Here is a 22,926-nt window from a genome sequence, read left to right on the forward strand (position 1 = left end):
GCGCGGCGACGCAGGAGGTGGGAATCGGCCGCCCAGGGCGGGAACGGCCGGCCGACGGAGACAAGCGGTCCGTGCTGCGGCCGCCGCTGCGACATCGGCTGTCACGCTCGTCCGGCAGGCGCGCCCTTGCGGACGCATGGCGCCGTCGTTTCGACGCCGCGGGTGCGAGCTTCGCAGGGGCCCAGTTCCCGTACGAACCAGAGCCAAACCTCGCGTCTGATCGATCTTTCGCGTGCGGCTCAGCGGGACAGGGTTCCGAGGGTCACGGGCAGGTCGGTCACCGTGCCGTCCCGGTTCACCTTCACGCTCACCCGGTCACCCGGCTTGACCGTGCGCAGCGCGGCGTAGACATCCCCGACCGTCTCGATGCCGGTGCTCTGGAAACCGACGATCACGTCGCCGGCCCGGACACCGGCGGTCGCCGCCGGGCTGCGGGGCTGGACCTGCCGGACCAGGGCTCCGGCCGTCACGTCCATCCCCAGGGCCCGGGCGGCTTGCGGGGTCACCGTGGTCAGCACGACGCCCAGGAACGGATGTGCGACCTTGCCGTTCTTCAGCAGCTGGTCGGCGACGTCGACGACGGTGCTGGCCGGGATGGCGAACCCGAGGGACACCGCGCCCGCCGACGGCGGGATGTACGCCTCGTTGATGCCCACGAGGCGGCCTTGCGCGTCGAGAAGCGCTCCGCCGGAGTTGCCCGGTGAGATCGGCGCGTCCGTCTGGATGAGGTCCACCAGCGGGCGGCCGCCGGTGGTGGAGGCGGGGATCTGGCGGCTGATGCCGGAGATGATGCCCATCGTGACCGTGTTCTCGAAGCCGAGCGGGCTACCCAGCGCCAGCGCGGTCTCGCCCTGGCTGGGCAGGTCCTGGCGGACGGTGACGGCGGGCAGATCGTCGCGTGGCACCTTGACCACCGCCAGGTCGGTGATGTCGTCCGCCCCGGTCACCTGCCCCTGCACCTGCGTGCCGTCGGCGAAGGACACCTGGACCCGGGTGGCCGACCCCACGACGTGAGCGTTGGTCACGATCACTCCGCCGGCCCGGTAGATCACGCCGCTACCCAGCCCTTCGCCGGTGTGGATGGTCACCACCGAAGGCTCCACCGCGGATACGACGTGCACGATGGCGTTGTCCGTGGGGGCGGCCGCCGATGCCGGTGCCGCCGGGGTCGCTTCGGGAGGAGAGTCGTCGGTGCAGCCCGCGCTCACCGCTACGGTCACCGCCGCGACCATCGTTGCGGCCGCCAGTCGCCTCGTTCGCATCAGATTTCCTCCTCGGTGTGACGGGGACGGCACATCGCCGCCGCGGTCCTGCCCAGGGGGCTCCGTGACGGACGGCCGGTCCTATGACGGTCCGGTGACATTCCGGCGACGACGAGTCCTTGCGCCCGGGCGCCCACCTCGACAGCCGAGCAGAGCCAGGCGTACGGCGTATGCGACCGCGAGCACGGCCACGGCGGCACCGGCCGCCCCGTGGCGCGAAGTCAGAAGCGGCGCCAGGCACATCAACGCCGCGGCGTGCACCAGCCGGTGCCACGACATGCGTGCGGCCGCCCGGCGCAGGCCTGCGCACCGTCGCGCCCGCTCCGGGGCTGTCACCGGGACCGGCGGGTGTGCTGGGCGGTGGAGTCCGCCGAGGTCTGCGTCGGTGTGCCGCTGAGCAGCCGGGCGGAGTTCACGAGGCCCACCAGGCTGAAAGCCTGCGGGGTGTTGCCGAGGTGATGCCCGGACTCCGGGTCGTACTCCTCCGACAGCAGGCCCACGTCGTTGCGCAGGCTCAGCAGCCGCTCGAACGACTGTTCGGCGTCGTCGCGGCGACCGATCGCGTGCAAGGCGTCCACGAGCCAGAACGTGCACGCCAGGAACGCACCCTCGGTGCCCGGCAGACCGTCGACGTTGTCGTGCTCCGGGCGGTACCGCAGCACGAAGCCGTCCCGGCAGAGGTCCTGCTGCACCGCGTCGACGGTGCCCGCCACGCGGGGATCAGCCGCCGGCAGGAACCCCACCCGCGGGATCAGCAGCAGGGAGGCGTCGACGGCGGGTGAGCCGTACGACTGGGTGAACGTGTTGCGGTCGGCGTCGAAGCCCTTCGCGCACACCTCGGCGTGGATCTCGTCCCGGGCCGACCGCCAGCGGTCCACCGGACCGTCCAGCCCACGGCGTTCCACCGCGGTGACGGCCCGGTCGAAGCCGGCCCACGCCATGACCTTGGAGTGCACGAACTGCCGCCGGTCGCCGCGGACCTCCCACAGACCGTTGTCCGGCTGCCGCCACTCACCCTCGAGGAAGTCGAGCAGCGCCCGTTGCAGGTCCCACCCGGCGTCCGTGGCGGCGATGCCGGACTCCCGGGCCGTGTGCAGGCCGTCGAGCACCTCACCCCAGACGTCGAGCTGCAACTGCCCGGCGGCGGCGTTGCCGATCCGGACGGGCCGGGAGCCGCGATAGCCGCTCAGCCAGTCGGCGGTGTACTCGGGAAGGCGGCGGGTGCCGTCCAGGCCGTACATGATCTGCAGATCGGCGGGGTCGCCCGCGACCGCCCGCAGCAACCACTCGCGCCAGGCCTTCGCCTCGGCGACGTAGCCGGTGCCCAGCAACGCCTGCAAGGTGAACGTGGCATCGCGCAGCCAGCAGTACCGGTAGTCCCAGTTGCGCGGCCCGCCGATCTGTTCCGGCAGCGAGGTGGTCGCCGCGGCGAGGATCCCGCCGGTCGGGGCGTACGTCAGCGCCTTCAGCAGGATCAGCGAACGCCGGACCGTGTCCGGCCACCGGCCGTCGTAGTCGCACCGGCCGATCCACTCGTGCCAGTACCGTTCCGTGTCGGCGAGCGCCTTGACGGGGTCGACCGGTTCCGGGCGCGGCAGGTGCGACACCTGGTACGTGAGGACGAACGGCACCCGTTGCCCTTCGCGCACGGTGAAATCCGACACGGTGGCGCGGTCGCGCCCGTGCAGAGGAGCGTCGGTGCGCAACCACACCGCGTCCGGACCGGCTGTGGCGCCCAGGTCCGGCCCCTGGCGGCGCACCCACGGCACCACGCGGCCGTAGTCGAAACGCAGCACGAGGTCCATGTGCATCGGCACCGCGCCGGACAGGCCCTCCACGATCCGCACCACATCGGCCGCCTCGCCCCGCGGCGGCATGAAGTCCACCACCCGCACGACGCCGCCGGGCGTGCGCCACTCCGTCTCCAGGACGAGGGTGTCGCCACGGTATCTGCGGGTCGCCGTCCCGCCACCGGCCGGCGCGATGCGCCACTGACCGCAGGACTCCTCGCCGAGCAGCGCCGCGAAACATGCCGCCGAGTCGAAGCGGGGCAGGCACAGCCAGTCGAGGGACCCGTCGCGGCCGATCAGGGCGGCCGACTGCAGATCCCCGATGAGCGCGTAGTCCTCGATGGGACCGGGCATGACGCGTCTCCCCCCTCAGGCGGACAGGTCGAGGACGACCTTGATGTCGTCCGGTCGAGCCTCGAGAGCCTCGGCGAAGCGTTCCAGCGGCACCCGCCGGGTGATCAGCCGTGCCAGCCAATCGATGTCCGCCTTGGCCAGCGCGTCCGCCGCGGCGGCGTAGTGGCTCAGGTTCGCATTGACGGAACCCACGACCACGTCGTTCTCCAGCACCATCTCTCGGTTGGCCGCACCCACGTCGACCGCGATCTTCCGGCCGACCGGCGACACGCCGGTCAGGCAGACGATCCCGTAGGAGGCGGTGCCGGCCATCGCCTCGAAGACCAGGCTCGACGCCCCGGTGGCCTCGATGATCACGTCAGGCTGTACCCGCTCGGTGACGTCTCCGATGCCGGCGGAGTGGTACTGCGCCCCCAGCGCCTTGACGGCGTCCGGCTTGGCCCCGCCGGTGGCGAGGTCCAGCACGTGCACGTCGAGCCCACGCTGGACACCGAGCAGCGCGGCGAGCAGCCCGATGGGTCCCGCGCCGGTGACGAGAACACTGCGCGGCTCGAACCATGCTCTGGCCCCCACCTTGTCGACCTGCTCCCAGGCCTTGGCGACCACGGTGGTGGGCTCCATCAGCACGCCCACCTGTTCCAGCCGGGGATCGAGCTTCACCGCGAACCCGGTCTCGACGGCCCAGGCCTGGCTGCCGTACCCGTCGATCTCCTTGATGCCCCGCTCGGTGTACTCGCCGTTGCGGCACATGTCGAACTCGTCGTGGGCGCACGCCCCGCACGGCACCGGGTCCGGCCGCCGGACCACCCCCACGACCAGGTCACCCGGGGTGAAGCCGCTGCCGGGGGGAGCGGTACGGACCCGCCCCAGCGACTCGTGGCCCAGGACCAGCCGCTCCCGGCCGGGCGGAGCCCAGCCGTACTCGCCGGCGGCGATCTCCCGGTCGGTGCCACAGATGCCCAGCGCCAGCCCTTCGACCAGCATCTCGCCGGGGGCCGCCTCGGGATCGGGGACGTCGCGGACTTCGGCGGAATTCGCGGCCAGAGGCCGGACGGTCAACGCTCGCATGGTGTCTCCTCAGTGGGACGGGTGGGCCAGTTCGGGGGCGTCGGTGTCGAGCGGGACGGCCGGGCCCGGCACCAGGCCCAACTGCACGGCCGGCCGGGACCCGACGGCCGTGAACAGCCAGTCGGCCGCCGTGCGGAACCGGTTCGCCGGCAGGGCGCTCAGGTGGTAGCCGCGGGTGACCACCCGCGCCGGGAGACCGGACAGCGGCACGTGCAGCGGGTTGGCCGCGGCGTGCCGGCCGCCGAGGTCCACGACGAACCCGAGGTCACGGTGACGGTACGGACGCCGCCGGCCCACCCCGTACGAGGCGGCGATGTTGTCGCCGGCCAGCCGGCCCTGGCGGACGGCGTGCTGAGCGGTCATCGGGGTCAGCCGGCCGGGGTGCGCCGGGTCCGGCACGGCGGCGGCATCGCCGCACGCGAGAATCTCCGGGTGCCCGGGTACGGCCAGGTACTCGTCGACCCGCAGCCGCCCCTCGGCCATCGGCAGCCCGGTGCTCTGTGCCAGGGGGTCGGGACGGACACCCACGCACCAGACGAGCGTGTGCGACTCCACGAAGCGCCCGTCGGTGAGCTTGACGCCGGTGGCCGTGGCCACGGAGACCGACGTGCCCATCCGCACGTCGACGCCGCGTTCGCGGAGCACCCGCTCCGCGGTGGCGGACATCCGCTGGTCCATCCCGGGCAGGACCTGGTCGGCGGTGTCCAGCAGGAGCCACCGGGGGCGGGTGCCGGCCAGCCGTGGATGACGGCTCAGCACGTCGCGCGTGAGGAGCTCGATCTGCGCGGTCACCTCCGTACCCGTGTAGCCCGCACCGACGATCACGAACGTCAGCCGGGCGGCGCGCTCGGCCGGATCGGTGGCCGCGTCGGCGAGCTCGACCTGCCGGATCACGTGATCGCGCAGGTGCAGCGCCTCCGGAATGCCGCGGAACCCGTGCGCGTGGTCGGCGACACCGGGTATCGGCAACAGCTTGTTGACGCTGCCGGCGGCGAGCACGAGCCGGTGATAGCCCAGCGTGCCGCGTTCTCCCTCCGGGCCGGTCCAGGACACGGTCCGAGCGTCGACGTCGACATCGTCCGCCTGCCCGAGGACCAGCCGGATCCCCGGCAGGGTGCCGGTCAGCGGCACGGTGATCCGGCGTGGGTCCAGGACGCCCCCGGCGACCTCCGGCAGCAGCGGGAGATACAGGAAGTAGTCGGTGGGGTTCAGCAGCACCACCTCGGCGGCGCCGCGGGCCCGCCGCAGCAGTGTTCTGGCGGCCTGATACCCGGCGAATCCGGCTCCGACGACAACGATGCGCGCACGCGCCATCCGATGCCCCTCTCCCGCGTCATGGTCACGACAACGCGCGCCTACCCGGTGCCGGGAAGGGGAAACGCGGAGCGACGGTCAGCTCCGCCGGCTGCTCACCCGTCCCGCATCGTTCGGGCCGGCCGCTACGCCGAGCGCCACCGTTCGGCGTCGCCGTGCCGGAACGTCAGCCCGTTGCCGGGCGCATCCCGGTTGACCGCTGCCGTGCCGCCCTCGGCGCCGACTGCGCCGTCGAAGAGCATCCGCTCGATGCGGACGTGGTCGTGGAACCACTCCAGGTGCCGCAGGTTCGGTGTCGCCGCCGCGACGGCCAGGTGCTGATGCGGTGCGCAGTGCCCGGAGACCTCCAGCCCATGAGCTGCGGCCACGGCCGCGGCGCGCTGGAACTCCGTGATGCCTCCGCAGCGGGTGACGTCGATCTGCAGGCAGTCCACGTACGGGACCATGCGCGCGAAGTAGACGAGGTCCCAGCCGTACTCCCCCGCCGCCACGTCCGGATGGACGGCGTCGCGGACCAGCCCGAGGCCGGGCAGATCGTCGGAGCTGACCGGTTCCTCGTACCAGCGCACGTCGAGGTCGGCGGCCGCGTGCATCACCCGGATCGCCTGCTTGCGCTGGTATCCGCCGTTGGCATCGACGAACAGCCGGGCGTCTCCGATGGTCTTCCGCGCCGCTGTCATACGCGCCAGATCGCGCTCGACGTCGGTGCCCCAGGACTCCCCGATCTTGATCTTCACCCGGGGGATGCCCTGGTCGTGGACCCAGTGGGAGAGCTGAGCGTGCTGCCGCTCGGCGTCGTATGTGGTGAACCCGCCGCTGCCGTAGACCGGGACCGCCGGCCGTGCCGCGCCCAGGAGCCGGGCCAGCGGCAGCCCGTGCCGGCGGGCTTTGAGGTCCCACAGCGCGTTGTCGGCGGCCGACAGCGCCAGCCCGCCGATCCCCGGTCGCCCGGCGTTGCGCAGCCGCCGCTGCATCGCCGCCCACGCCGCCGGGATGTCGTCCGGGTCGACGTCGGTGACCTCGCCGGCGAGCAGGCCGGTGACCACCCGCGCGGCCTCCGGCGGGCCGTACGTCCACCCGAGCCCGGTGGCCTCCCCGTCGCTCGCCTGGACGAGCACCAGCGTGGTGCTCGTCCAGGCCATGGTCCCGTCACCCTCCGGCGCGTCGGTAGGGACGGTGTACGCGGCGGCCGTCAGCGCGACCATCGCCGCACCCCGTACCCGGCCGCGGCGACCAGCGTTCCGGCGATGGCCGCGGTGCTCAGGACGCGCGCCGCACGCGACGGCGCCTTCGGGCGGTCCGCCCACCGCTTCTCCGGCACGCCGGTCCCGTCGTCGCCGTCGAGACCGGCGTTCAGAAGTTCGGCGAGGTGGACGCCGCGGCGGCCGCCGGAGTCGCTCTGCTCGACCTGGGTACGGCAGCTGAACCCGTCGGCGAGGATCACGTCGCCGGGAGCGGCGTCGCGGACGGCGGGCAGCAGCACCCGTTCGGCGCAGGCTTCCGACACCTCGTAGTGGCCCTCCTCGAACCCGAAGTTGCCGGCAAGGCCGCAGCACCCGGAGTCGAGGATGTCGGCGTCGACGCCGGCGTCGGCCAGCAGCTTCGTGTCGGCCGCGTACCCCATGATCGCGTGGTGGTGGCAGTGCGTCTGGATGTGCGCCGTGCGCTCGACCCGCGGTGGCCGCCAGCCGGGGGTGTGCGCGGTGAGCAGTTCCGCGAGGGTGACGGTCTGCCGGCGCAGCCGTTCGACATCCTGGTCGTGCGGGAACAGCTCCTCGGCGTCGCCGCGGAACACCGCGGTGCAGCTGGGCTCGAGACCGAGGATCAGACGCCCGGCCCGCAGGTGCGGGCGCAGGATCTCCACCGTACGCATCAGCACGCGCTTGGCGACGTCGAGCTGCCCGGTGGAGATCCAGGTGAGGCCGCAGCACACCTTCTGCTCGGGTACGACGACCCGCCATCCGGCGTCCTCGACGACCCGCACGGCGGCTCGCGCGATGCCGGGGTCGAGGTGGTTGGTGAACGTGTCCGGCCAGAGCACCACCTCGCCGCGCTCGCCGCTGCCGCGGGGTGTACGGCGGGCGAACCACTGCTGGAAGGTCTCGGTCGCGAAGACCGGCACCTCGCGCCGGGTGTCCACCCCGGCGGCCTTCTTCGCGACCCAGGCCAGGCCGGGAGCGTGCGAGAGCAGGTTGACCAGGCGCGGAGCGGTCGCGGCCACGGCCGCCGCGGCGACCGGCAGCCAGCCCATCGAGTAATGCGCCCGGGGACGCAGCCGGCCCTCGTAGTGGTGCGACAGGAACTCCGCCTTGTACGTGGCCATGTCGACGTTGACCGGGCAGTCGGCCTTGCACCCCTTGCAAGCCAGGCACAGGTCGAGGGCGTCCTTGACGGCTTCCGAGCGCCATCCGTCGCCGATCGCGCCGCCCCGCGATGTGCCGTCCAGCATCTCGAACAGCAGCCGCGCGCGCCCGCGGGTCGAGTGTTCCTCCTCGTGGGTGGCCATGTACGACGGGCACATGACGCCGCCGCCGTGCCGGCGGCACTTGCCGACGCCGACGCAGCGCAGCACCGCCCGGCTGAAGCTTCCGTCGTCGTTCGGGTACTGGAAGTGGGTGGCGACCTCGCCGTGGTTGTAGTCCACGCCGAGCCGCAGCTGACCGTCCAGCGGGTTGGGGGCGGCCACCTTGCCGGGGTTCATCCGGTCCGCAGGGTCGAAGATCGCCTTGAACCGGCCGAAGGCCTCCACCAGGTCCTCGCCGAACATCACCGGCAGCAGCTCCGCGCGGGCCTGGCCGTCGCCGTGCTCGCCGGACAGGGATCCGCCGTACCGGGTCACCAGATGAGCGGCCTCCTCCATGAACGATCGGAAGGCGGTGACGCCGTCACTCGTGGTCATGTCGAACGGTATGCGGCAGTGGACGCAGCCCTGACCGAAGTGGCCGTACAGCGAGGTCTGGTCGTAGCCGTACTTGCCGAACAGCGCTTGGAGGTCGCGCAGGTAGTCCCCGAGGTCGTCCGGACCGACCGCCGAGTCCTCCCAGCCGGGCCAGGTGTCGGGCAACCCGGGTACGCGCGCGGTGGCGCCCAGGCCGGATTCGCGGACCAGCCACAGCTGCTTCTCGTGCTGCTCGTCGTCGAAGAAGGCGACCCGCTCGTCGCCGCGGGCGAGCTGCAGGGAGGCCAGCATCCGGTCCGCGGCGGCGTCGGCCTCGTCCTTGGTCTCCCCACCCATCTGGACCATCAGGTACGCCCGTCCCTCCGGCAACAACCGCAGGGCGTCGGGGTGCAGGTGCTTGGCCTGTTCGAAGTGGATGAGGTGGTGTTCGATCCCCTCGAGGGCGATCGGCCGGTGCGGCAGGATGGCCGGTACCGCGTCACCGGAGGCGCCGACGTCGGGGAAGCCGATCATCACGAGGCTGCGGACCTTGACGACGGGCACCAGCTTCAGCCGGGCCCGCAGCACGGTGACGCAGGTGCCCTCGGTGCCGACCAGCGCCTGGCCCACGTGGAAGTTCTTCTCGGGCAGGAGGCTGTCGAGGTTGTACCCCGACACCCGGCGCGGGATCGCCGGATACCGGGTCCGGATCTGCGCCATGTACTGGTCACGCAGGGCCCGCAAGTGCCGGTAGATCTCCGCCTGCCGGCCGCCCGCGCCGACGATCCGCTCGTACTCGTCGTCCGGGGTCTCCCCCACCCACATGCGGGTGCCGTCGTAGAGCAGCACCTCCAGCTCGGCGATGTTGTCGACGACCTTGCCCGTGCGCTGCGCGGTCGCCCCGCACGAGTTGTTGCCGATCATCCCGCCCAGCGTGCAGTGGTTGTGGGTGGCCGGCTCGGGACCGAATTCCAGTCCGGTCTCCCTGAGCTGGTCGTTGAGCAGGTCGAGGACGATGCCCGGCTCGACGAGACAGGTCCGGTTCTGCGGGTCCACCTCGAGCAGCCGGTGGCAGTACTTCGACCAGTCGATGATGACCGCGACGTTGGTGCACTCGCCGGCGAGGCTGGTGCCGCCGCCGCGGGAGGTGATGGGAGCGCCGTAGCGGCGGCACACGGCCACCGCGGCGACGCCGGCTTCGACGGTGCGGGGCACGACGACGCCGAGCGGCACCTGCCGGTAGTTGGAGGCGTCGGTCGAATACGCCCCGCGGGACCCGGCGTCGAAGCGGACCTCGCCGTCCACCTCGGCCGCCAGGTCCCGTTCCAGCGCGGCGACGTCGATGTCGCCGGTGTCCGGAGTGCGCACAACCGGTTCGGGGAGCTTGACGACGGTCATGCCCGCAGCTCGTTGATCTTGTCGCGGACCACGGTCGCCACGGTCGCCACCTTGTGCGGCTGGCCGCGCAGGAACGCCTCGGTGAAGTGCTTGGCCTGCTCGTACTTGATCTTTCCGGGCATCGGGGGCTCGTTCGGGTTCACGTCCACGTCCACCAGCGCCGGCCCCGGGTGCGCCAGCGCCTCCGCGATGGCGCTGCGCACGTCGCCGGGCTTGTTCACCTTCACCCCGTACGCCCCGCAGCCGCGCGCCCACGTGGAGAAGTCCGCCTCGGGCTGCCGGTGCCGCACGGCGTACTCGGGATAGCCCAGGATGATCTGCTCCCACAGGATCTGGCCGTACGAGTTGTTGTTGTTGACGACGACCTTGATCGGCAGCTCGTGGCGCACGGCGGTGAGGAAGTCGGCCATGAGCATCGCGAACCCGCCGTCACCGACGTACGCGATGACCTGCCGCCCCGGGAAGGCGTGCTGCATCCCGATCGAGTACGGCAGACCGGGCGCCATCGTCGCCAGGTTTCCGGAGAGGTAGAACTCCCGGCCGCCGCGGATCGTCCAGTGCCGCGCCGACCACGTCGCGATCGTGCCCGAGTCGCAGGTCAGGATGGCGTCGTCGGCGGCCAGCTCGTCGATGACACCCATCACGTACTGCGGGGCGATGGGCTCGCGGCTCTCGTCCTGCAGCGCCGTCATGTCGGCGCGCCACGAGTCCATCTCCTTGCGGTACTTGGCCAGGAAGGCGCCGTCGCCGCCGGTGAGCAGCGGCAGCAGGCCCTGCAGGCCCTTCTTCGCGTCCGCGGCGATCGGCGCCTCCACCGGGAGCCGCAACCCGATCAGCGTCGCATCCGAGTCGATCTGCACCACCCGGACCTTGCCCGGCTCCGGGAGATACTTTCCGTACGGGAAAGACGTGCCCACCATCAGCAGGGTGTCGCACTCCTCCATGGCCTCCTCGCTCGGCTTGGTGCCGAGCAGCCCCAGACCACCGGTGGTGACCGGATGGTCGTCGGGCACCACCGCCTTGCCGGGCAGCGTCTTGACCACCGGCGCGCCCAGCTTCTCCGCCACGGCGATCACCTCGTCGCGGGCATGCAGCGCGCCCGCGCCGACCAGGATCGCCGGCTTGCTCGCCGCGTTGAGCACCTCGGCGGCCGCCCGCAGCTCGCGCTCACCCGGCGGCAGCTGCGGCCGGTCCAGGTTCGGCAGGCTCACCGGCTTGCTGCCCGGCGCCGGATGTGCGTACGGATCCTCGTCCACCGCCGCCACCTGAATGTCGTTCGGGAACGTCAGGTGCGACACCGTCTTCTTGATCAGCGCATTGCGGATCGCCAGATCGACCACGCCGGGCATCTGCTGGGGGTTGGTGATCATCAAGTTGTACTCGGCCACGTCCTGGTACAGCCGGTCCAGATGGACCTCCTGCTGATATCGCGAGCCCAGCAGGGAGGTCTCCTGCATACCCGTGATCGCCAGCACCGGCACGTGATCGAGTTTCGCGTCGTAGAGGCCGTTGAGAAGGTGGATGGCACCGGGACCGGAGGTCGCCGCGCACACCCCCAGCCTGCCGGTGGCCTTGGCGTAGCCGGTGGCCATGAACGCGGCCGCCTCCTCGTGGTGCACGAGGATGAACTTCAACTGGTCGGCATGGCGGCGGAAGCCCTCCATCAGGCCGTTGATGCCGTCGCCCGGCAGACCGAACACGGTGTCCACGCCCCACGCGATCAAGCGCTTGGCCAGACTCTCGCCCACGATCTCCTGCATTGGTCGTTCCCTCCGTCGCAACCGGATGCGGACACGGCGTCGCGTCGCGGCACCGACGCCGCGCCTACCCCGGCGACCCGGCGTCAAACGGCGCGCGAAGGAAGGTGTGTGCTGCGCCGGCATCACCGCGAGGAATCACGGGTGGCCGGCGTTCGCGACATCCGAAGTTGTGCGGACACCGTCCTGCCGCGGAACCGGCATGACGAAGTCGGACAGCCGCCGAGTAGAGCGGTGATCCGGTGGGTAGGGGGGGGCACAACGAGCGTGGCTCCGCCGCGCGCTGATGTCGGGGAGGAGCCGTGCAGGCGCTGGTGAACGCGGGCGCCATGGCAGGTCTGGCCATGGCGGTCGTCGCCCTGCTCTATCTGCTGCACCGCGGGACCGCCGTCGCGGCGGACCCGTTGCGTGCCGCACCGTTCCTGTCCGGTAGCAAACCGCAACACCATGCGGTATCGCGGTTCCACGTGCGCTGGTACGCCCTGACGATGCTGTTCCTGGCCTTCGACGTGGAGATGTTGTTCATGTACCCCTGGGCGCTGGTCGTGCCGCAGGTGGGTGTCAAGGCCGTCGTGGAGATGTTCGGGTTTCTCAGCGTGCTGATGGCGGGTGTCGTCTACGCGTGGCGGGAGGGCGCGCTGCGATGGTCTTGACGGAAATTCTCGGGCGGTGGGCCCGGCGGCGTCCCCACGTGCTGCCGGTGGTGACGCCCGGCGCGACGGCCGTACGCCTGGCCGTGGAGGCGGAGACGGCCCGGATCGGGGCGGTGGAGGCGACCGGGCCCAGCGACGCGGACGTGCTGCTGATCGTCGGGAATCCCGGCGATGAGCTACGGGAGGCGATCGATCTCGTGTGGTCGCAGCTGCCGGGCCCTCGGGCCCGCGCCGGCTTGGCCGATCCCGCCGAGGCCGGCACGGTGCTCGGGCGAGCGGTCCTGGCGCTGTCGGACCCGCACGGCGCCGGCGACCGCGACCGCGGCGACGAGTGGGCGGACCGGGCGCCGGACATGGACGGCGGCCAGGACGGGGGCATGCGGATGCCGGGCGGCCTGATGATGGCCGATCGGGGGCCGGACCGCGACGCCCTCACCCTCGACGTCCTCACCGTTCCCCTCGGACCGGTGCTGGCGGACTGGCCGGCGGGTCTCGTCATGGACCTGAAGGTGCAGGGCGACCTGGTTCAGCAGGCGCAGGCGCGGGTCGTACCGGCGCCGGCCGCGCAGTCCCGGCCGTTCTGGGACGCCACCGGGCTCGGCGCCTCCCGGCGGTACGCGGCGTCGCACCTCGACTCCCTGGGGCGGCTCCTGGCCGTGGTCGGCTGGTCCGGCATGGCATGGCGGGTACGGCGGCTGCGCGACAGCGCTTTGGCGGACACGCCGCAGCCGGTGCTCCGGGCGCAGCTGGCGGCGATCACGCGGCGGCTGAACCGGTCGCCTGCGCTGCGCTGGGCGACCGACGGACTCGGCGTGCTCACCGCCGGGACCGCCGACCGGCTCGGGGTGAGCGGCCCGGCGGCGCGCGCGGCGGCGGAAGGCGGCGATGTCACGGCCAGGTGGCGGCGTTGGCTGACGGAGACGGACGCGCTCCTCGCCGGCGAACCGGCCGGTCCGGGCCCCCGGGGACGATCGGTGCCCGGGCGTCCCGCCTCCGCCGGGCTGCTCGCCGCCGCGGACGAGCTCGTGGTGGGCCTGGACATCGCGGCGGCCCGGCTCGTGCTGGCCAGCCTCGACCCCGACACGGACGAGCTCGCCGCCTCGTCGCAGCCGGCGGAGGTCCGCTCGTGACGGCTGCCCCCGCCTGGGCGGTGGTGCCGGCCGCCGCCCTGGTGCTCGTCCTCGCCGGCGGCGCAGCCGCCCTCGACGGGTTGCTCGATCCGGCAGGACGCGGTCGCCCGGTGGCCTGGCGGCTGGGCCGGCCGGTGTGGGAGACGGCACGGCTGCTGCGGCAGCGACGGCGCACCACGGTGGCGCCGGACGCCCTGCTGTGGCGTACGGGCACCGCGAGCCCGCTGGTGATCGCGCTCCTCATGGCGGTGCTGGTCCCGGTCGGGGGGACCGCGGTCGCCGATCCCGCGGTCGGACTCGTGTGGTTCAACGCGCTCGACGTGGCGCTGTGGCTCACCGTGTGGGCGGCGGGATGGGGCGCCAACAGCGCGCACGGGCTCATCGGGGGCTACCGGTTCCTCAGCCAGGCGCTGGCGTACGAGTTGCCGTTGATGTTCGCGCTGACCGCTCCCGCGGTGGCGGCGGGCAGCCTGCGCATCGGTGAGATCGTCGCCGCGCAGGAGCAGACGTGGTTCGTGGTGCGGATGCCCGCCGCCTTCGTGGTCTTCCTCGTCGCGGTGGCCGGGTTCAGCCTCTGGGGGCCACTGTCCTACCCCGCCGGACGGGACATCGCGGGAGGCGTCCTGTCCGAACCGTCCGGCGTGGATCGCCTGGTGCTGCTGACCGGCCGGTACGCCCTGCTCACCGTCTGCGCCGGGATGAGCACCGCGTTGTTTCTCGGTGGCGGCGCCGGACCCTTCCTGCCGGGCTGGCTGTGGAGCCTCGGCAAGACCGCGCTGGTCCTCTGCGCGCTGGTGGCGGCGCGCCGGAGCATGCCGGTGCTGCGGGCGGACCGGGTGATGCGGCTGGCCTGGCTCGTGGTCCTGCCGGTCACGCTGCTGCAACTGCTGGTGGTCTCCGTGCTCGCGGTGAGGGGGAGTTGACGTGCTGACGACGGTGTTCTGGGTGCTGGCGGTCGTCGCGGTGGCGGCCGGGGTGGCGGTGTTCACGGTGAACTCGATGGCGCGGGCCACCGCAGCGCTGGCGGTCAGCTTCGTCGCCGTAGGCACGGCCCTCCTGCTCATCGATGCCGGCTACCTCGGGGTCATCACGATCCTGATGATGCTCATGGAGATGGGCATCATGGCCGTTTTCATGATCATGTACATGATGAACCCCGGCGGGCTGATGCCGATGTCCATGCTGCACAACAAGCGCGGCGCCCTGGTGATCTCCGTGGGCGTCTTCCTGCTGCTGTCCGCCGGCGCCCTGCTGACCCCGTGGCCGCAGCGCCGGGGTGAGCCACCCGCCGACGTGACGCGTGCGCTGGGCGAGCCCGTGATGGGCTCGAAGATGCTGGTGATGATGACCGTGTCGGCCGTGCTGTTCGCCACCATGGTGTCCGCGCTCGTGCTGGCCACCGGCCGGGGTCGCTACGACGGGGACGAGGCACCGGCCGCCGACGACACCGGGGGCGGCGCGTGAACCTGCAGATGTTCCTCCTGCTGGCCGCCGCCCTGTTCGCGGTCGGCCTCTACGGTGCCCTCAGCCAGCAGGCCGTGGTCATGGTGATGATGGGCCTCGAGCTGATGATCAACGCCTTGGTCGTGGCCGGAGCCGCCTTCTGGTACTTCCTCACCCCGGACGCTCCCGACGGGCAGATCTTCGTCCTGGTGGTGCTCGCCGCCATGACGGTGGAGATGGCGATGGGCTTCGCGGTGACCACGCTGCTGTTTCGCGCCAAGGACGCCGACATGACCGACATGGCCGCGGAGCTGCGCGGATGACCGCGGCGCTGTGGACCCTCATCGGCCTGCCCGCGGCCGCGGGGGCCGTGCTGGCCGCCGGCGGCCGCCGCCTCTCCCGCGCCGCACCGGCCGTCGCGGTGCTCGCGGCCGTCGTGGTCCTGGCTCTTGCCGTTCTGGTCGCGGCGGGGCGTCCGCACCTCGAGGTCGCGTTCGTCGCGGGAGGTCCCTTCGGACTGGCCGTCGACGGCCTCGCCGGTGTCGTGCTCGTGGCGGTCGCCGCGGTCGCCCTGCTGGTCCTCGTGTTCTCGGTGGGCGACGTCGCCGGTGGGCGGGCCCGCTTCTTCGGCCTGATGCTGATCTTCGTGGCCGCCGTACTGCTGACGGTCACGGCGGCCACGCTGCCGGCGCTCCTGATCGGCTGGGAGATCATGGGTGCCACCTCGTACGCGCTGATCGCGTTCGACCGCCACGACGACGCCCGGGTGTCCGCCGGTACGACCGCGTTCCTGACGACCCGGCTCGGCGACGCCGGTCTCTACGTCGCCGCCGGCGCGGCCCTCGCCGCCGGTGCCGGCCTGGGGCTGGACGGCCTGGCCGCGCTGCCGTCCCCGTGGCGCCACGTCGTGGCCGCCGGAGTGCTGGCGGCAGCGGTCGGAAAAGCCGCCCAGCTGCCGCTGTCCTTCTGGTTGTCCCGGGCCATGCTCGGGCCGAGCCCGGTCAGCGCTCTGCTGCATTCCGCCGCGATGGTCGCCATGGGTGGGTACCTGCTGCTGCGGCTGCACCCGCTGCTGGGCGCCACCGGCTGGGCGGCGACCACCGCGGCCTGGATCGGCGCCGGTACGGCGGTGCTGCTGGGCGCCGTGGCCGTGGGACAGAACGATCTCAAGCAGCTGCTCGCCGCGTCGACCAGCGCCCAGCTGGGTTTCGTGTTCGTCGCGGCGGCCACCGGTGGTGTCGCCGGCGGGGCCGCCCACCTCATCGGGCACGCCGCCACGAAGGCCCTGCTGTTCCTCGCCGCGGGAGCGTGGTTGTCGTCGCTGGGCACCCGCGACCTGGCGGCGCTGCGCGGACCCGGGCGCCGGCACCGCCTCGTCGGCGTCACCTTCGCCGTCGGGGCGCTGGGGCTCGCCGGCGTGCCGCCGCTGGCCTTGTGGGCCACCAAGGACGAGGTGTTAGCCGCCGCGCGGGACTTCTCGCTGCCGCTGTACATCGCCTGTCTGGCCGGAGCGGTGCTGTCGGCCGCCTACGCCGGTAAAGCCCTCGGGCTGGTGCTGCGTCCGTTGCCCCGGAACCCGGAGGCGCATTACGACACCGAACGGCCCGGCAGCCGGCGGGTGGACGGCTGGGAACGGGCACCGCTGGTCGTGCTCGCCGGGGCTGCGGCCGTACTCGGAATCCTGGCCTTGCCACCGGGGAGCGACGCCTTCCGCCGGGCGCTCGGCGTCTCCGGCGAGCCGCACGCGACCGGCTGGGAAATGGTCCTGTCCGCTGTGCTCGCGGTGGCCTCGGTGATCGCGGCCGGATGGCTGGCGCCGCGTCTTCCCGCCCCGGCGTGGGCGAGAGCCTGGATCGGCCTCGGCGCTGCCGCGGACCGCCTCGTCGCGCGGCCGGTGCTGGGCCTCGCCCGCGTGCTGGCCCGCTTCGACGACCGGGTGCTCGACCGGGCGGTCGAAGCGACCGCACCCGGCACCCTGCGGCTGGCGCGGACCGCCGCCCGGGCCGACGACGCGGGCGTGGACGCCGCGGTACGGGCGCTGGCGGCGGGGACCCGGCGGCTCGGCGACCTGGCCCGCCGTCCGCAGACCGGGCAGGTTCACCAGTACTACGCCCAGGCGGTCGTGGGACTGACGGCCGCCGTCCTCCTGTTGGTCCTCGTGGTGAGGTGACGATGCTGACGATGCTGGTGTTCGCCCCTGCCGTCGCCGCCGCGGTGATCCTGTTATGGCGTGGGTTGCCGGATCGGGCGGTACGCTGGACCTGGGTGGTGGTCAGCGCCGCCGAGGTCGCCGCCGTGGTCGCGCTGTGGAGCGGTTACGACGGCGGCATCGGGTACGAGGTGAACCGCCCGTGGATCCCCGGCGTGCGGTCCGGCTACCACCTCGGCGTCGACGGGCTGTCGCTCCCCCTCCTGGCCCTCACCACGGTGATCTTCTGCGCTTGTGCGGTGTACTCGCTGCGTCACACCGACCGGCCGCGCCGGTTCGCCGCCTTGTTCCTGGCGCTCGAGACGACGTGTCTGGGATTGTTCAGCGCGCTCGACCTCATCGTCTTCTTCGTCTTCTTCGACCTGTCCATCGTCGGCATGTACGCCGTCATCGCCGGGTGGGGCCACGGCGCGCAGGCAGCCCGTTCGGCGCTCAAGTTCTTCCTCTACACGTTCGTGGGCTCGCTCGCCCTCCTCGTCGGCTTCATCGGCCTGTTCCTGGCCGCCGTGCCGCACACGTTCGACATGGTCGAGCTCACCACGCAGACGCCGCTGACCGGGCGCGGGGCCACGGGTGCGCTCGTCCTGCTCGCGATCGGGGCCGGCCTGGCCGTCAAGACGCCGACGTTCCCGTTCCACACCTGGCTGCCACCGGCGCACACCGACGCTCCGGCGGCCGGCTCCGCCGTGCTCGCCGGTGTCCTGCTGAAGATGGGCACGTACGGGTTCGTCCGCATCGCCATGCCCATGCTGCCGGAGGCGTGGCGGCGGTACGCCCTCGTCGCCGTCGTCATCGGCGTGATCAGCGCGCTCTATGGCGCCCTGGTCGCGTTGGCGCAGACGAACTTCAAGCGGATGATCGCGTACACGTCGGTCAATCACATGGGCTACATCGTCCTGGCGGTGGGCGCCGCCGGCCTGATCTCCGGCACGGACGTCGAGGCACGGTCGGTGGCGGTCACCGGCGCAGTCACCCAGATGGTCAGCCACGGCCTGATCACCGGGGCGCTGTTCCTGCTCGCCGGGGTGTTGTTCGACCGCGGCGGCACGTACGAGATGGGTGCGTACGGCGGACTGGCCGCCGACACGCCACGCTTCGCCGCGCTGACCGCCGTGGCCGCGTTCGCCTCGCTGGGGCTCCCCGCGTTCAGCGGCTTCATCGCCGAATTCCAGATTTTCACCGGTAGCTTCGGTTCCGCACCGGTCGCCACCGGCCTCGCCGTGCTGGGCATCCTGCTCACCGCTGCCCTGTTCCTCTGGGCGTTGCACCGCGTGTTCCTCGGTCCGTCGCGGCACGCGCTGTCCCCGGCCGCGGACATCCGGCCGGGCGAGACGGCCGCGATCGCCCCGCTGCTCCTGCTCGCGTTCGTCATCGGGGTCTTCCCCCGGCCTCTGCTGGACCTCGTCGAACCGGCCGCCCGCAGCGTCGCCGACCTCGTGGCGCGATAGGCGACGGGTGATGAACGAGAAACCCCTGGCTCTGCTGCCCGAACTGCTGCTGCTCGCCGGCGCGGTGGCCACGCTGCTGTGCGGATCGTTCCTGCCCCGGCGCCGGCAAGGCGTCGCCGGGCTGGTCGCGGCCGCCGCGCTGATCGCGGCCCCGATCAGCGCGGTCGTCGGCAGGACCGACCAGATGGTGTACGCGCACACCTACGCCGTCGACGCCGCAACCACCACGGCTCGTGTCGTCGTTCCCCTCGCCGGTCTTCTGATCATCGTGCTGGCGCAGGGACGCGTCGACGGTGACCGCCGGCAGACCGAGTTCTACGTGCTCGTCCTGCTGGCAGGTCTGGGCGCGGTGCTGCTCGCCGGCGCCTCCGACCTGCTGGTGCTCGCCGTGGCGTACCTGCTGGCGACCATCCCCCTCTACGGGCTGACCGGCTGGGGCCGCCGCGCGCACCAGGCCGAGGCCGCGCTGAAGCTGTACCTGCTCGGCGCCCTGGTCGGCGTGTTCCTGCTGGCCGGCGTCGCCCTGCTCGCCGCCGCGGGCGGCACCACGCGCTACGACGAACTGTCCACCCGCCTGCCCGGGGCGGCGGCAGGGCTGGTCGCCGCCGGTGTCGTGGCCACGCTGACCGGACTGTTGTTCAAGGCCGGCGCCGTCCCGGTCCACTTCTGGGTTCCCGACGCCGTTCAGGGGGCCACCACCGCTGCGGCCACCGTACTCACCACCATCCCGAAGGTCGGCGCGCTGGTCGCGGCGTACCGGCTGCTCAGTGCGGTCCCGGCGGACAGCGGCTGGCCGGCGGTCGCCGCGGTCGTCGCCGCGGCGACCATGACCCTGGGCAACCTCGCCGCCTTCTCCCAGACCGCCGTGCGGCGCCTGCTCGGCTACTCGACCATCAGCCAGGTCGGCTACCTGTTCATGGCGGTCGCCGTCGCCGGCGCCACCGGCCGGGCTTTGCCCGCGCTGCTGCTCTACCTGGCCGCGTACGCGCTGACCAACACCGGCGCCTTCGCGGTCGTGGCCGCGCTGCCCGGTCGCGACACCCTCGAGGACTACCGGGCGGCCGTCCGGCGCCACCCCTGGGTCATCGCGTCGCTGGTCGTGTGCCTGCTGGGACTGGTCGGCACCCCGCCCACCGCGGTGTTCGCCGGCAAGCTCACCGTCTTCGCCGCGGCCTGGGACGGCGGCCTGGGCTGGCTGGTCGTGGTCGCCGCCGCGAACACCGTCGCCAGCCTCTACTACTACCTGCGCTGGCTGCGGCCCGCGTTCACCGGCCAGGCCGGGGCGTTCCCCGGGGAGCACGAGCGGGACCGGCCCGCCGCCGCCGTCGCCGTGGTCGCCGCCATCGCGACGCTCGCCCTCGGCGTGGCCGCCGGTCCGGTGTACGACGCGGTTTCGGGCGTCATGACCCGGTGACACGTGCCGGAGGCGTACCGTTTCCCTGCTCGCCGGAGACCGTCACCGTCACCTGGGTGATCGCGGGGTTGTCCAGCAACGTCGACCGCAGCTGTGCGACCTGACGGACCAGATCCGCGCCCGGGGCACGACAGGACGCCTCGACGGGGCTGATCCAGGCGTTCACCAGCAGGCTTCCCGGACCGACATAGACGGCGTGCAGGTCGTGGACCGCGCCGACCCACGCGGCGCCGGCGACCTGGGCGCGGATCGGTTCGAGCACGTCGGGCGGCGCCGACTCGTCCAGCAGCAACGTCTTCGAGCGCCGCGCCAGCAGGAACGCGACGACGATCAGCAGGACGCCGATGCCCATGCTGCCCACCGCGTCCCAGCCCGCCCAGCCGGTCCCGGCGTGCAGCACCAGCGCCGCCAGCGCCAGCACGAGACCGATGAGCGCGGCGGTGTCCTCGAGGAAGACGGTCGTGGCGCTGGGATCCGAGGCCCGGCGCAGATGCTCCACCATGGAGCGCTGCCGTTGCTGAGACTCCACGCGCAACTGCTTGCGGGCGGTGTACCAGGAGTAGCTCTCGAACCCGAAGGCCACGACCAGGACGCCGATCCCGATCCAGAGGGACTCGAGGGGTTCGGGAACCAGCAGACTGCGGACACCCTCGCCGATCGACAGCGCCCCGCCGATCAGGAAGATGCCGAGCGCGGCGAGGAACGTCCAGAAGTACCGTTCCTGGCCGTAACCGAAGGGATGCCGCGCGTCCGGCTCCTTCGCCGAGCGCCGCAGCCCGATGAACAGCAGCACCTCGTTCCCCGTGTCCGCGGTCGAGTGGGCGGCCTCGGCCCACAGCGAGGCCGAGCCGGTCAGGATCGCGGCGACCGTCTTCGCCACCGCGATCGCCATGTTCATCAGTACGGCGACGATCACGGTCCGGGTGCTGCCGCCGCTACCGCCCTCGGTACTCTCAGCCACGGTAGGGGGCCTACCCCGGGCCAGGGTGCAGCACACACCGGATCCACCACTGTGCCGGGGGCCTGTGCCCGTCGGCGTCAGGCACGGGTGAAGGTCCAGGTCACGTCAGGCCCGTTGGCACGGGTACGCAGCCGGAGCGTGTCCCCCGCGCATTCGTAGGTTCCACCACGCAGAATCGGCTGGACGTCCACCGCACCGCCGGCCCCCGGCAACGTGTCACGGCTGATGTCGGCCAGGTTGGCCCCGTCGAGCAGGGTGACGGTGAACGGCTCGCTGAGCCGTACGGTCGCGTTGAGATCGCTCCAGCTGATGCGGCCCTGCGGGTTCCACCGTCCGGTGCCCTCCCCGCCCTGGAAGGTGACCGATCCGCGGAACGAGCCCTGGTACGCGACCGTTCCCCGGATGTCCGCACCGGCGGCCTCCGCCGTGAAGGTCAGCGGCTTCGCGGCCCGGAAGTCCACCTCCGTCCGGCCGTCCGGGCCGACCGTCATCGCCGTGCCCGTACCGCCGGCGATGCGACCGCGCGCGTCGCCGATGGTGCCGGCCGAGGCGACACCGGTGGCCCGCCACTGTCCGGTGACGCACCGGGGCGCGGGGGCCGCCGTGGCGGCGGACGCCGTCGCCGGGGGCGGATTCGACGTCTGCGGTGCCCCCGGCGAACTTGAGGCGGGTGGCGTGGCGGGCGCGCCGGCTGCATCCGGGGAGGAGTCGCCGTCCGAGCAGGCCGTGAGGCCACTCAGGAGAACCGCGGCGAGAACGACCCGATCGAGTCTCATGATCATCACCTTCTTGTCGGACGTTCGATCGACACACGTCCCTCCCTGTACCCGCCGGCACCGCAGATGCGTGGCTGTCTCATGACAGTTCGTTGACCGTTTCACCGGCGACTCCGCTTTTCGGACCAGGCGTACCGGGTAGTCGCACGGCGGCTTCTCACACCGGGCGAAGGAGGCAGTCATGATCAGGTTCGAGGTCCGTCAGGACGGCACAGGCCGGTGGCGGCTGGTGAATCGGACCCCTTCCGGGGCGGATGTCCTCGCACGCGAGGCCGGCGCGCGGGATCGGCTCCCGTGGCGACAAGCCGTCGAGTGGCTCCGGCGAGGAGGTGGCGAGGTCGAGATCATCGGCACGCCCGCCGAGCATTTCCGCTGGGTGCTGCACGCTGCCGACGGCACGGTGGTCGCCGAGTCCCCCGCCGTCCACCGCGATCCCGCCGTGTGCCGGGTTGCGTACAGCAACGCCGAGCGGGCCGCCCGCACTGTCTTCGGAGGGCTGCGAGAACCGACGGCCGGGGCGGGCGGCTGACCCCACGCCCGGCCCGGCTCAGTTGACTGTTCTGCTCTGGCGGCGACACTGCTCGCCCAAACGGTCGACTTCCGCCTGGGCGCTCTGCAGGTCGTCGAGGATGCGCTGCAGCCGGGAGGTCTGCAGTCGCCGGAGCGCGTCGACCGCGTCGCCGGCGCCGTCCAGCGCGGCCCGTGCCCGCTCCAGGCCCTGCGCGCAACTGGCCGGCACGGTAACCCCGGGGCCGCTGGGCGAGACGGCGGCCGGCGTGCCGCCACCCCGGTCCGATCCCGGGTCCCCGGGTGAGCCCGGCCGCAGGAGCGCGAGAAGCCCGGCCCCCAGTGCCAGGCCGACGACGAACGTCAGGACGGGCATGAGCCACGGCGGTCGCGACGCCACCACAGGTCCGATCTTGGCCATGTCTTCTCCTTCCCCGGGACTCGGGCGTACCCACGGAGCCCGGATGACAAGCAGCCGGGGACGCGCTGCGGGCGCTGCCTGACGTTTCCCGGCACCCGGCACAGGGCAGCACGGGAGAGACGCTCGCCAGCCGGCGCCGGACG

At 72.4% G+C, this 22,926-nt stretch carries 19 protein-coding genes; 9 read left to right on the top strand and 10 right to left on the bottom strand.

Translation table 11 applies throughout. The features are described 5' to 3' along the window. Positions 1 to 239: 239 nt before the first annotated feature. The 7 genes from AB0K03_RS07515 to AB0K03_RS07545 all read right to left on the bottom strand — a co-directional run bounded on the left by AB0K03_RS07515 (position 240) and on the right by AB0K03_RS07545 (position 11,824). Positions 240 to 1,262 (bottom strand): trypsin-like peptidase domain-containing protein, encoded by a 1,023-nt coding sequence (locus AB0K03_RS07515; protein WP_364681788.1) that lies wholly within the window; start codon positions 1,260 to 1,262, stop codon positions 240 to 242. 332 nt (positions 1,263 to 1,594) lie between these two features. After that, positions 1,595 to 3,406 carry a glycoside hydrolase family 15 protein gene (locus AB0K03_RS07520; RefSeq protein WP_364681790.1) on the bottom strand — a complete coding sequence of 604 codons (1,812 nt, stop codon included), beginning with the start codon at positions 3,404 to 3,406 and terminating at the stop codon, positions 1,595 to 1,597. A 15-nt stretch (positions 3,407 to 3,421) separates the two neighbouring features. Then, a complete protein-coding gene (locus AB0K03_RS07525) occupies positions 3,422 to 4,474 on the bottom strand; it encodes a glucose 1-dehydrogenase (protein ID WP_364681792.1) in 1,053 nt (350 codons plus the stop codon). Between the two features lie 9 nt (positions 4,475 to 4,483). After that, positions 4,484 to 5,788 (bottom strand): NAD(P)/FAD-dependent oxidoreductase, encoded by a 1,305-nt coding sequence (locus tag AB0K03_RS07530; protein WP_364681794.1) that lies wholly within the window; start codon positions 5,786 to 5,788, stop codon positions 4,484 to 4,486. A gap of 125 nt (positions 5,789 to 5,913) precedes the next feature. Continuing rightward, positions 5,914 to 6,993 (bottom strand): enolase C-terminal domain-like protein, encoded by a 1,080-nt coding sequence (locus AB0K03_RS07535; protein ID WP_364681796.1) that lies wholly within the window; start codon positions 6,991 to 6,993, stop codon positions 5,914 to 5,916. Then, entirely contained in the window at positions 6,981 to 10,064 is a 3,084-nt protein-coding gene (locus AB0K03_RS07540; protein WP_364681798.1) for an FAD-linked oxidase C-terminal domain-containing protein, read from the bottom strand. Before AB0K03_RS07540 ends, AB0K03_RS07535 begins: the two co-directional genes overlap by 13 nt. Further along, positions 10,061 to 11,824, bottom strand: coding sequence for a thiamine pyrophosphate-dependent enzyme (locus AB0K03_RS07545; RefSeq protein WP_364681800.1), 1,764 nt, complete (start codon positions 11,822 to 11,824; stop codon positions 10,061 to 10,063). The genes AB0K03_RS07540 and AB0K03_RS07545 overlap by 4 nt, the downstream gene beginning before the upstream one ends. 326 nt (positions 11,825 to 12,150) lie before the next feature. On the opposite strand from AB0K03_RS07545, the gene AB0K03_RS07550 reads away from it, so the two are divergent. Genes AB0K03_RS07550 through AB0K03_RS07585 form a run of 8 tightly spaced genes read left to right on the top strand, consistent with a single transcriptional unit; the run spans position 12,151 to position 20,118 of the window. Further along, on the top strand, positions 12,151 to 12,474 hold the full coding sequence (locus tag AB0K03_RS07550; protein ID WP_364682441.1) for an NADH-quinone oxidoreductase subunit A: 324 nt from the start codon (positions 12,151 to 12,153) through the stop codon (positions 12,472 to 12,474). After that, on the top strand, positions 12,465 to 13,604 hold the full coding sequence (locus AB0K03_RS07555; RefSeq protein ID WP_364681802.1) for a hypothetical protein: 1,140 nt from the start codon (positions 12,465 to 12,467) through the stop codon (positions 13,602 to 13,604). The genes AB0K03_RS07550 and AB0K03_RS07555 overlap by 10 nt, the downstream gene beginning before the upstream one ends. Further along, a complete protein-coding gene (locus AB0K03_RS07560; protein ID WP_364681804.1) occupies positions 13,601 to 14,527 on the top strand; it encodes a complex I subunit 1 family protein in 927 nt (308 codons plus the stop codon). Before AB0K03_RS07555 ends, AB0K03_RS07560 begins: the two co-directional genes overlap by 4 nt. A gap of 1 nt (position 14,528) precedes the next feature. Beyond that, a complete protein-coding gene (locus AB0K03_RS07565; protein ID WP_364681805.1) occupies positions 14,529 to 15,068 on the top strand; it encodes an NADH-quinone oxidoreductase subunit J in 540 nt (179 codons plus the stop codon). Beyond that, positions 15,065 to 15,370: an NADH-quinone oxidoreductase subunit NuoK gene (gene nuoK, locus AB0K03_RS07570; RefSeq protein ID WP_364681807.1), complete on the top strand. Its 306-nt coding sequence runs from the start codon at positions 15,065 to 15,067 to the stop codon at positions 15,368 to 15,370. Before AB0K03_RS07565 ends, nuoK begins: the two co-directional genes overlap by 4 nt. Then, entirely contained in the window at positions 15,367 to 17,217 is a 1,851-nt protein-coding gene (locus tag AB0K03_RS07575) for a proton-conducting transporter membrane subunit (protein WP_364681809.1), read from the top strand. The genes nuoK and AB0K03_RS07575 overlap by 4 nt, the downstream gene beginning before the upstream one ends. A 2-nt stretch (positions 17,218 to 17,219) precedes the next feature. Beyond that, positions 17,220 to 18,704: an NADH-quinone oxidoreductase subunit M gene (locus AB0K03_RS07580; protein ID WP_364681811.1), complete on the top strand. Its 1,485-nt coding sequence runs from the start codon at positions 17,220 to 17,222 to the stop codon at positions 18,702 to 18,704. Positions 18,705 to 18,714: 10 nt separating this feature from the next. Next, positions 18,715 to 20,118: a proton-conducting transporter membrane subunit gene (locus AB0K03_RS07585; RefSeq protein WP_364681813.1), complete on the top strand. Its 1,404-nt coding sequence runs from the start codon at positions 18,715 to 18,717 to the stop codon at positions 20,116 to 20,118. Here the strand turns inward: AB0K03_RS07585 and AB0K03_RS07590 are convergent. After that, complete coding sequence (locus AB0K03_RS07590; RefSeq protein ID WP_364681815.1) at positions 20,105 to 21,079, bottom strand: cation diffusion facilitator family transporter; 975 nt, start codon at positions 21,077 to 21,079, stop codon at positions 20,105 to 20,107. The genes AB0K03_RS07585 and AB0K03_RS07590 overlap by 14 nt on opposite strands. A gap of 77 nt (positions 21,080 to 21,156) precedes the next feature. Then, positions 21,157 to 21,855 carry a hypothetical protein gene (locus tag AB0K03_RS07595; RefSeq protein WP_364681817.1) on the bottom strand — a complete coding sequence of 233 codons (699 nt, stop codon included), beginning with the start codon at positions 21,853 to 21,855 and terminating at the stop codon, positions 21,157 to 21,159. A gap of 181 nt (positions 21,856 to 22,036) precedes the next feature. On the opposite strand from AB0K03_RS07595, the gene AB0K03_RS07600 reads away from it, so the two are divergent. Then, a complete protein-coding gene (locus tag AB0K03_RS07600) occupies positions 22,037 to 22,384 on the top strand; it encodes a hypothetical protein (RefSeq protein WP_364681819.1) in 348 nt (115 codons plus the stop codon). 18 nt (positions 22,385 to 22,402) lie between these two features. On the opposite strand, the gene AB0K03_RS07605 is transcribed toward AB0K03_RS07600, so the two are convergent. Then, positions 22,403 to 22,783, bottom strand: a complete 381-nt coding sequence (locus AB0K03_RS07605; protein ID WP_364681821.1) for a hypothetical protein — start codon at positions 22,781 to 22,783, stop codon at positions 22,403 to 22,405. Between the last annotated feature and the right edge of the window lie 143 nt (positions 22,784 to 22,926).

This window comes from Actinoplanes sp. NPDC049316, assembly GCF_040677315.1.
In the GTDB taxonomy this organism is placed as follows: Bacteria; Actinomycetota; Actinomycetes; order Mycobacteriales; family Micromonosporaceae; genus Actinoplanes.

Bases quoted from the DNA above. Each gene is read 5' to 3' on its own strand.
- AB0K03_RS07600 (WP_364681819.1), top strand. From the start codon at position 22,037: ATGATCAGGTTCGAGGTCCGTCAGGACGGCACAGGCCGGTGGCGGCTG.
- AB0K03_RS07545 (WP_364681800.1), bottom strand. From the start codon at position 11,824: ATGCAGGAGATCGTGGGCGAGAGTCTGGCCAAGCGCTTGATCGCGTGG.
- AB0K03_RS07595 (WP_364681817.1), bottom strand. From the start codon at position 21,855: ATGAGACTCGATCGGGTCGTTCTCGCCGCGGTTCTCCTGAGTGGCCTC.
- AB0K03_RS07605 (WP_364681821.1), bottom strand. From the start codon at position 22,783: ATGGCCAAGATCGGACCTGTGGTGGCGTCGCGACCGCCGTGGCTCATG.
- AB0K03_RS07515 (WP_364681788.1), bottom strand. From the start codon at position 1,262: ATGCGAACGAGGCGACTGGCGGCCGCAACGATGGTCGCGGCGGTGACC.
- AB0K03_RS07585 (WP_364681813.1), top strand. From the start codon at position 18,715: ATGAACGAGAAACCCCTGGCTCTGCTGCCCGAACTGCTGCTGCTCGCC.
- AB0K03_RS07540 (WP_364681798.1), bottom strand. From the start codon at position 10,064: ATGACCGTCGTCAAGCTCCCCGAACCGGTTGTGCGCACTCCGGACACC.
- AB0K03_RS07530 (WP_364681794.1), bottom strand. From the start codon at position 5,788: ATGGCGCGTGCGCGCATCGTTGTCGTCGGAGCCGGATTCGCCGGGTAT.
- AB0K03_RS07520 (WP_364681790.1), bottom strand. From the start codon at position 3,406: ATGCCCGGTCCCATCGAGGACTACGCGCTCATCGGGGATCTGCAGTCG.
- AB0K03_RS07580 (WP_364681811.1), top strand. From the start codon at position 17,220: ATGCTGACGATGCTGGTGTTCGCCCCTGCCGTCGCCGCCGCGGTGATC.
- AB0K03_RS07535 (WP_364681796.1), bottom strand. From the start codon at position 6,993: ATGGTCGCGCTGACGGCCGCCGCGTACACCGTCCCTACCGACGCGCCG.
- AB0K03_RS07575 (WP_364681809.1), top strand. From the start codon at position 15,367: ATGACCGCGGCGCTGTGGACCCTCATCGGCCTGCCCGCGGCCGCGGGG.
- AB0K03_RS07525 (WP_364681792.1), bottom strand. From the start codon at position 4,474: ATGCGAGCGTTGACCGTCCGGCCTCTGGCCGCGAATTCCGCCGAAGTC.
- AB0K03_RS07550 (WP_364682441.1), top strand. From the start codon at position 12,151: ATGGCAGGTCTGGCCATGGCGGTCGTCGCCCTGCTCTATCTGCTGCAC.
- AB0K03_RS07555 (WP_364681802.1), top strand. From the start codon at position 12,465: ATGGTCTTGACGGAAATTCTCGGGCGGTGGGCCCGGCGGCGTCCCCAC.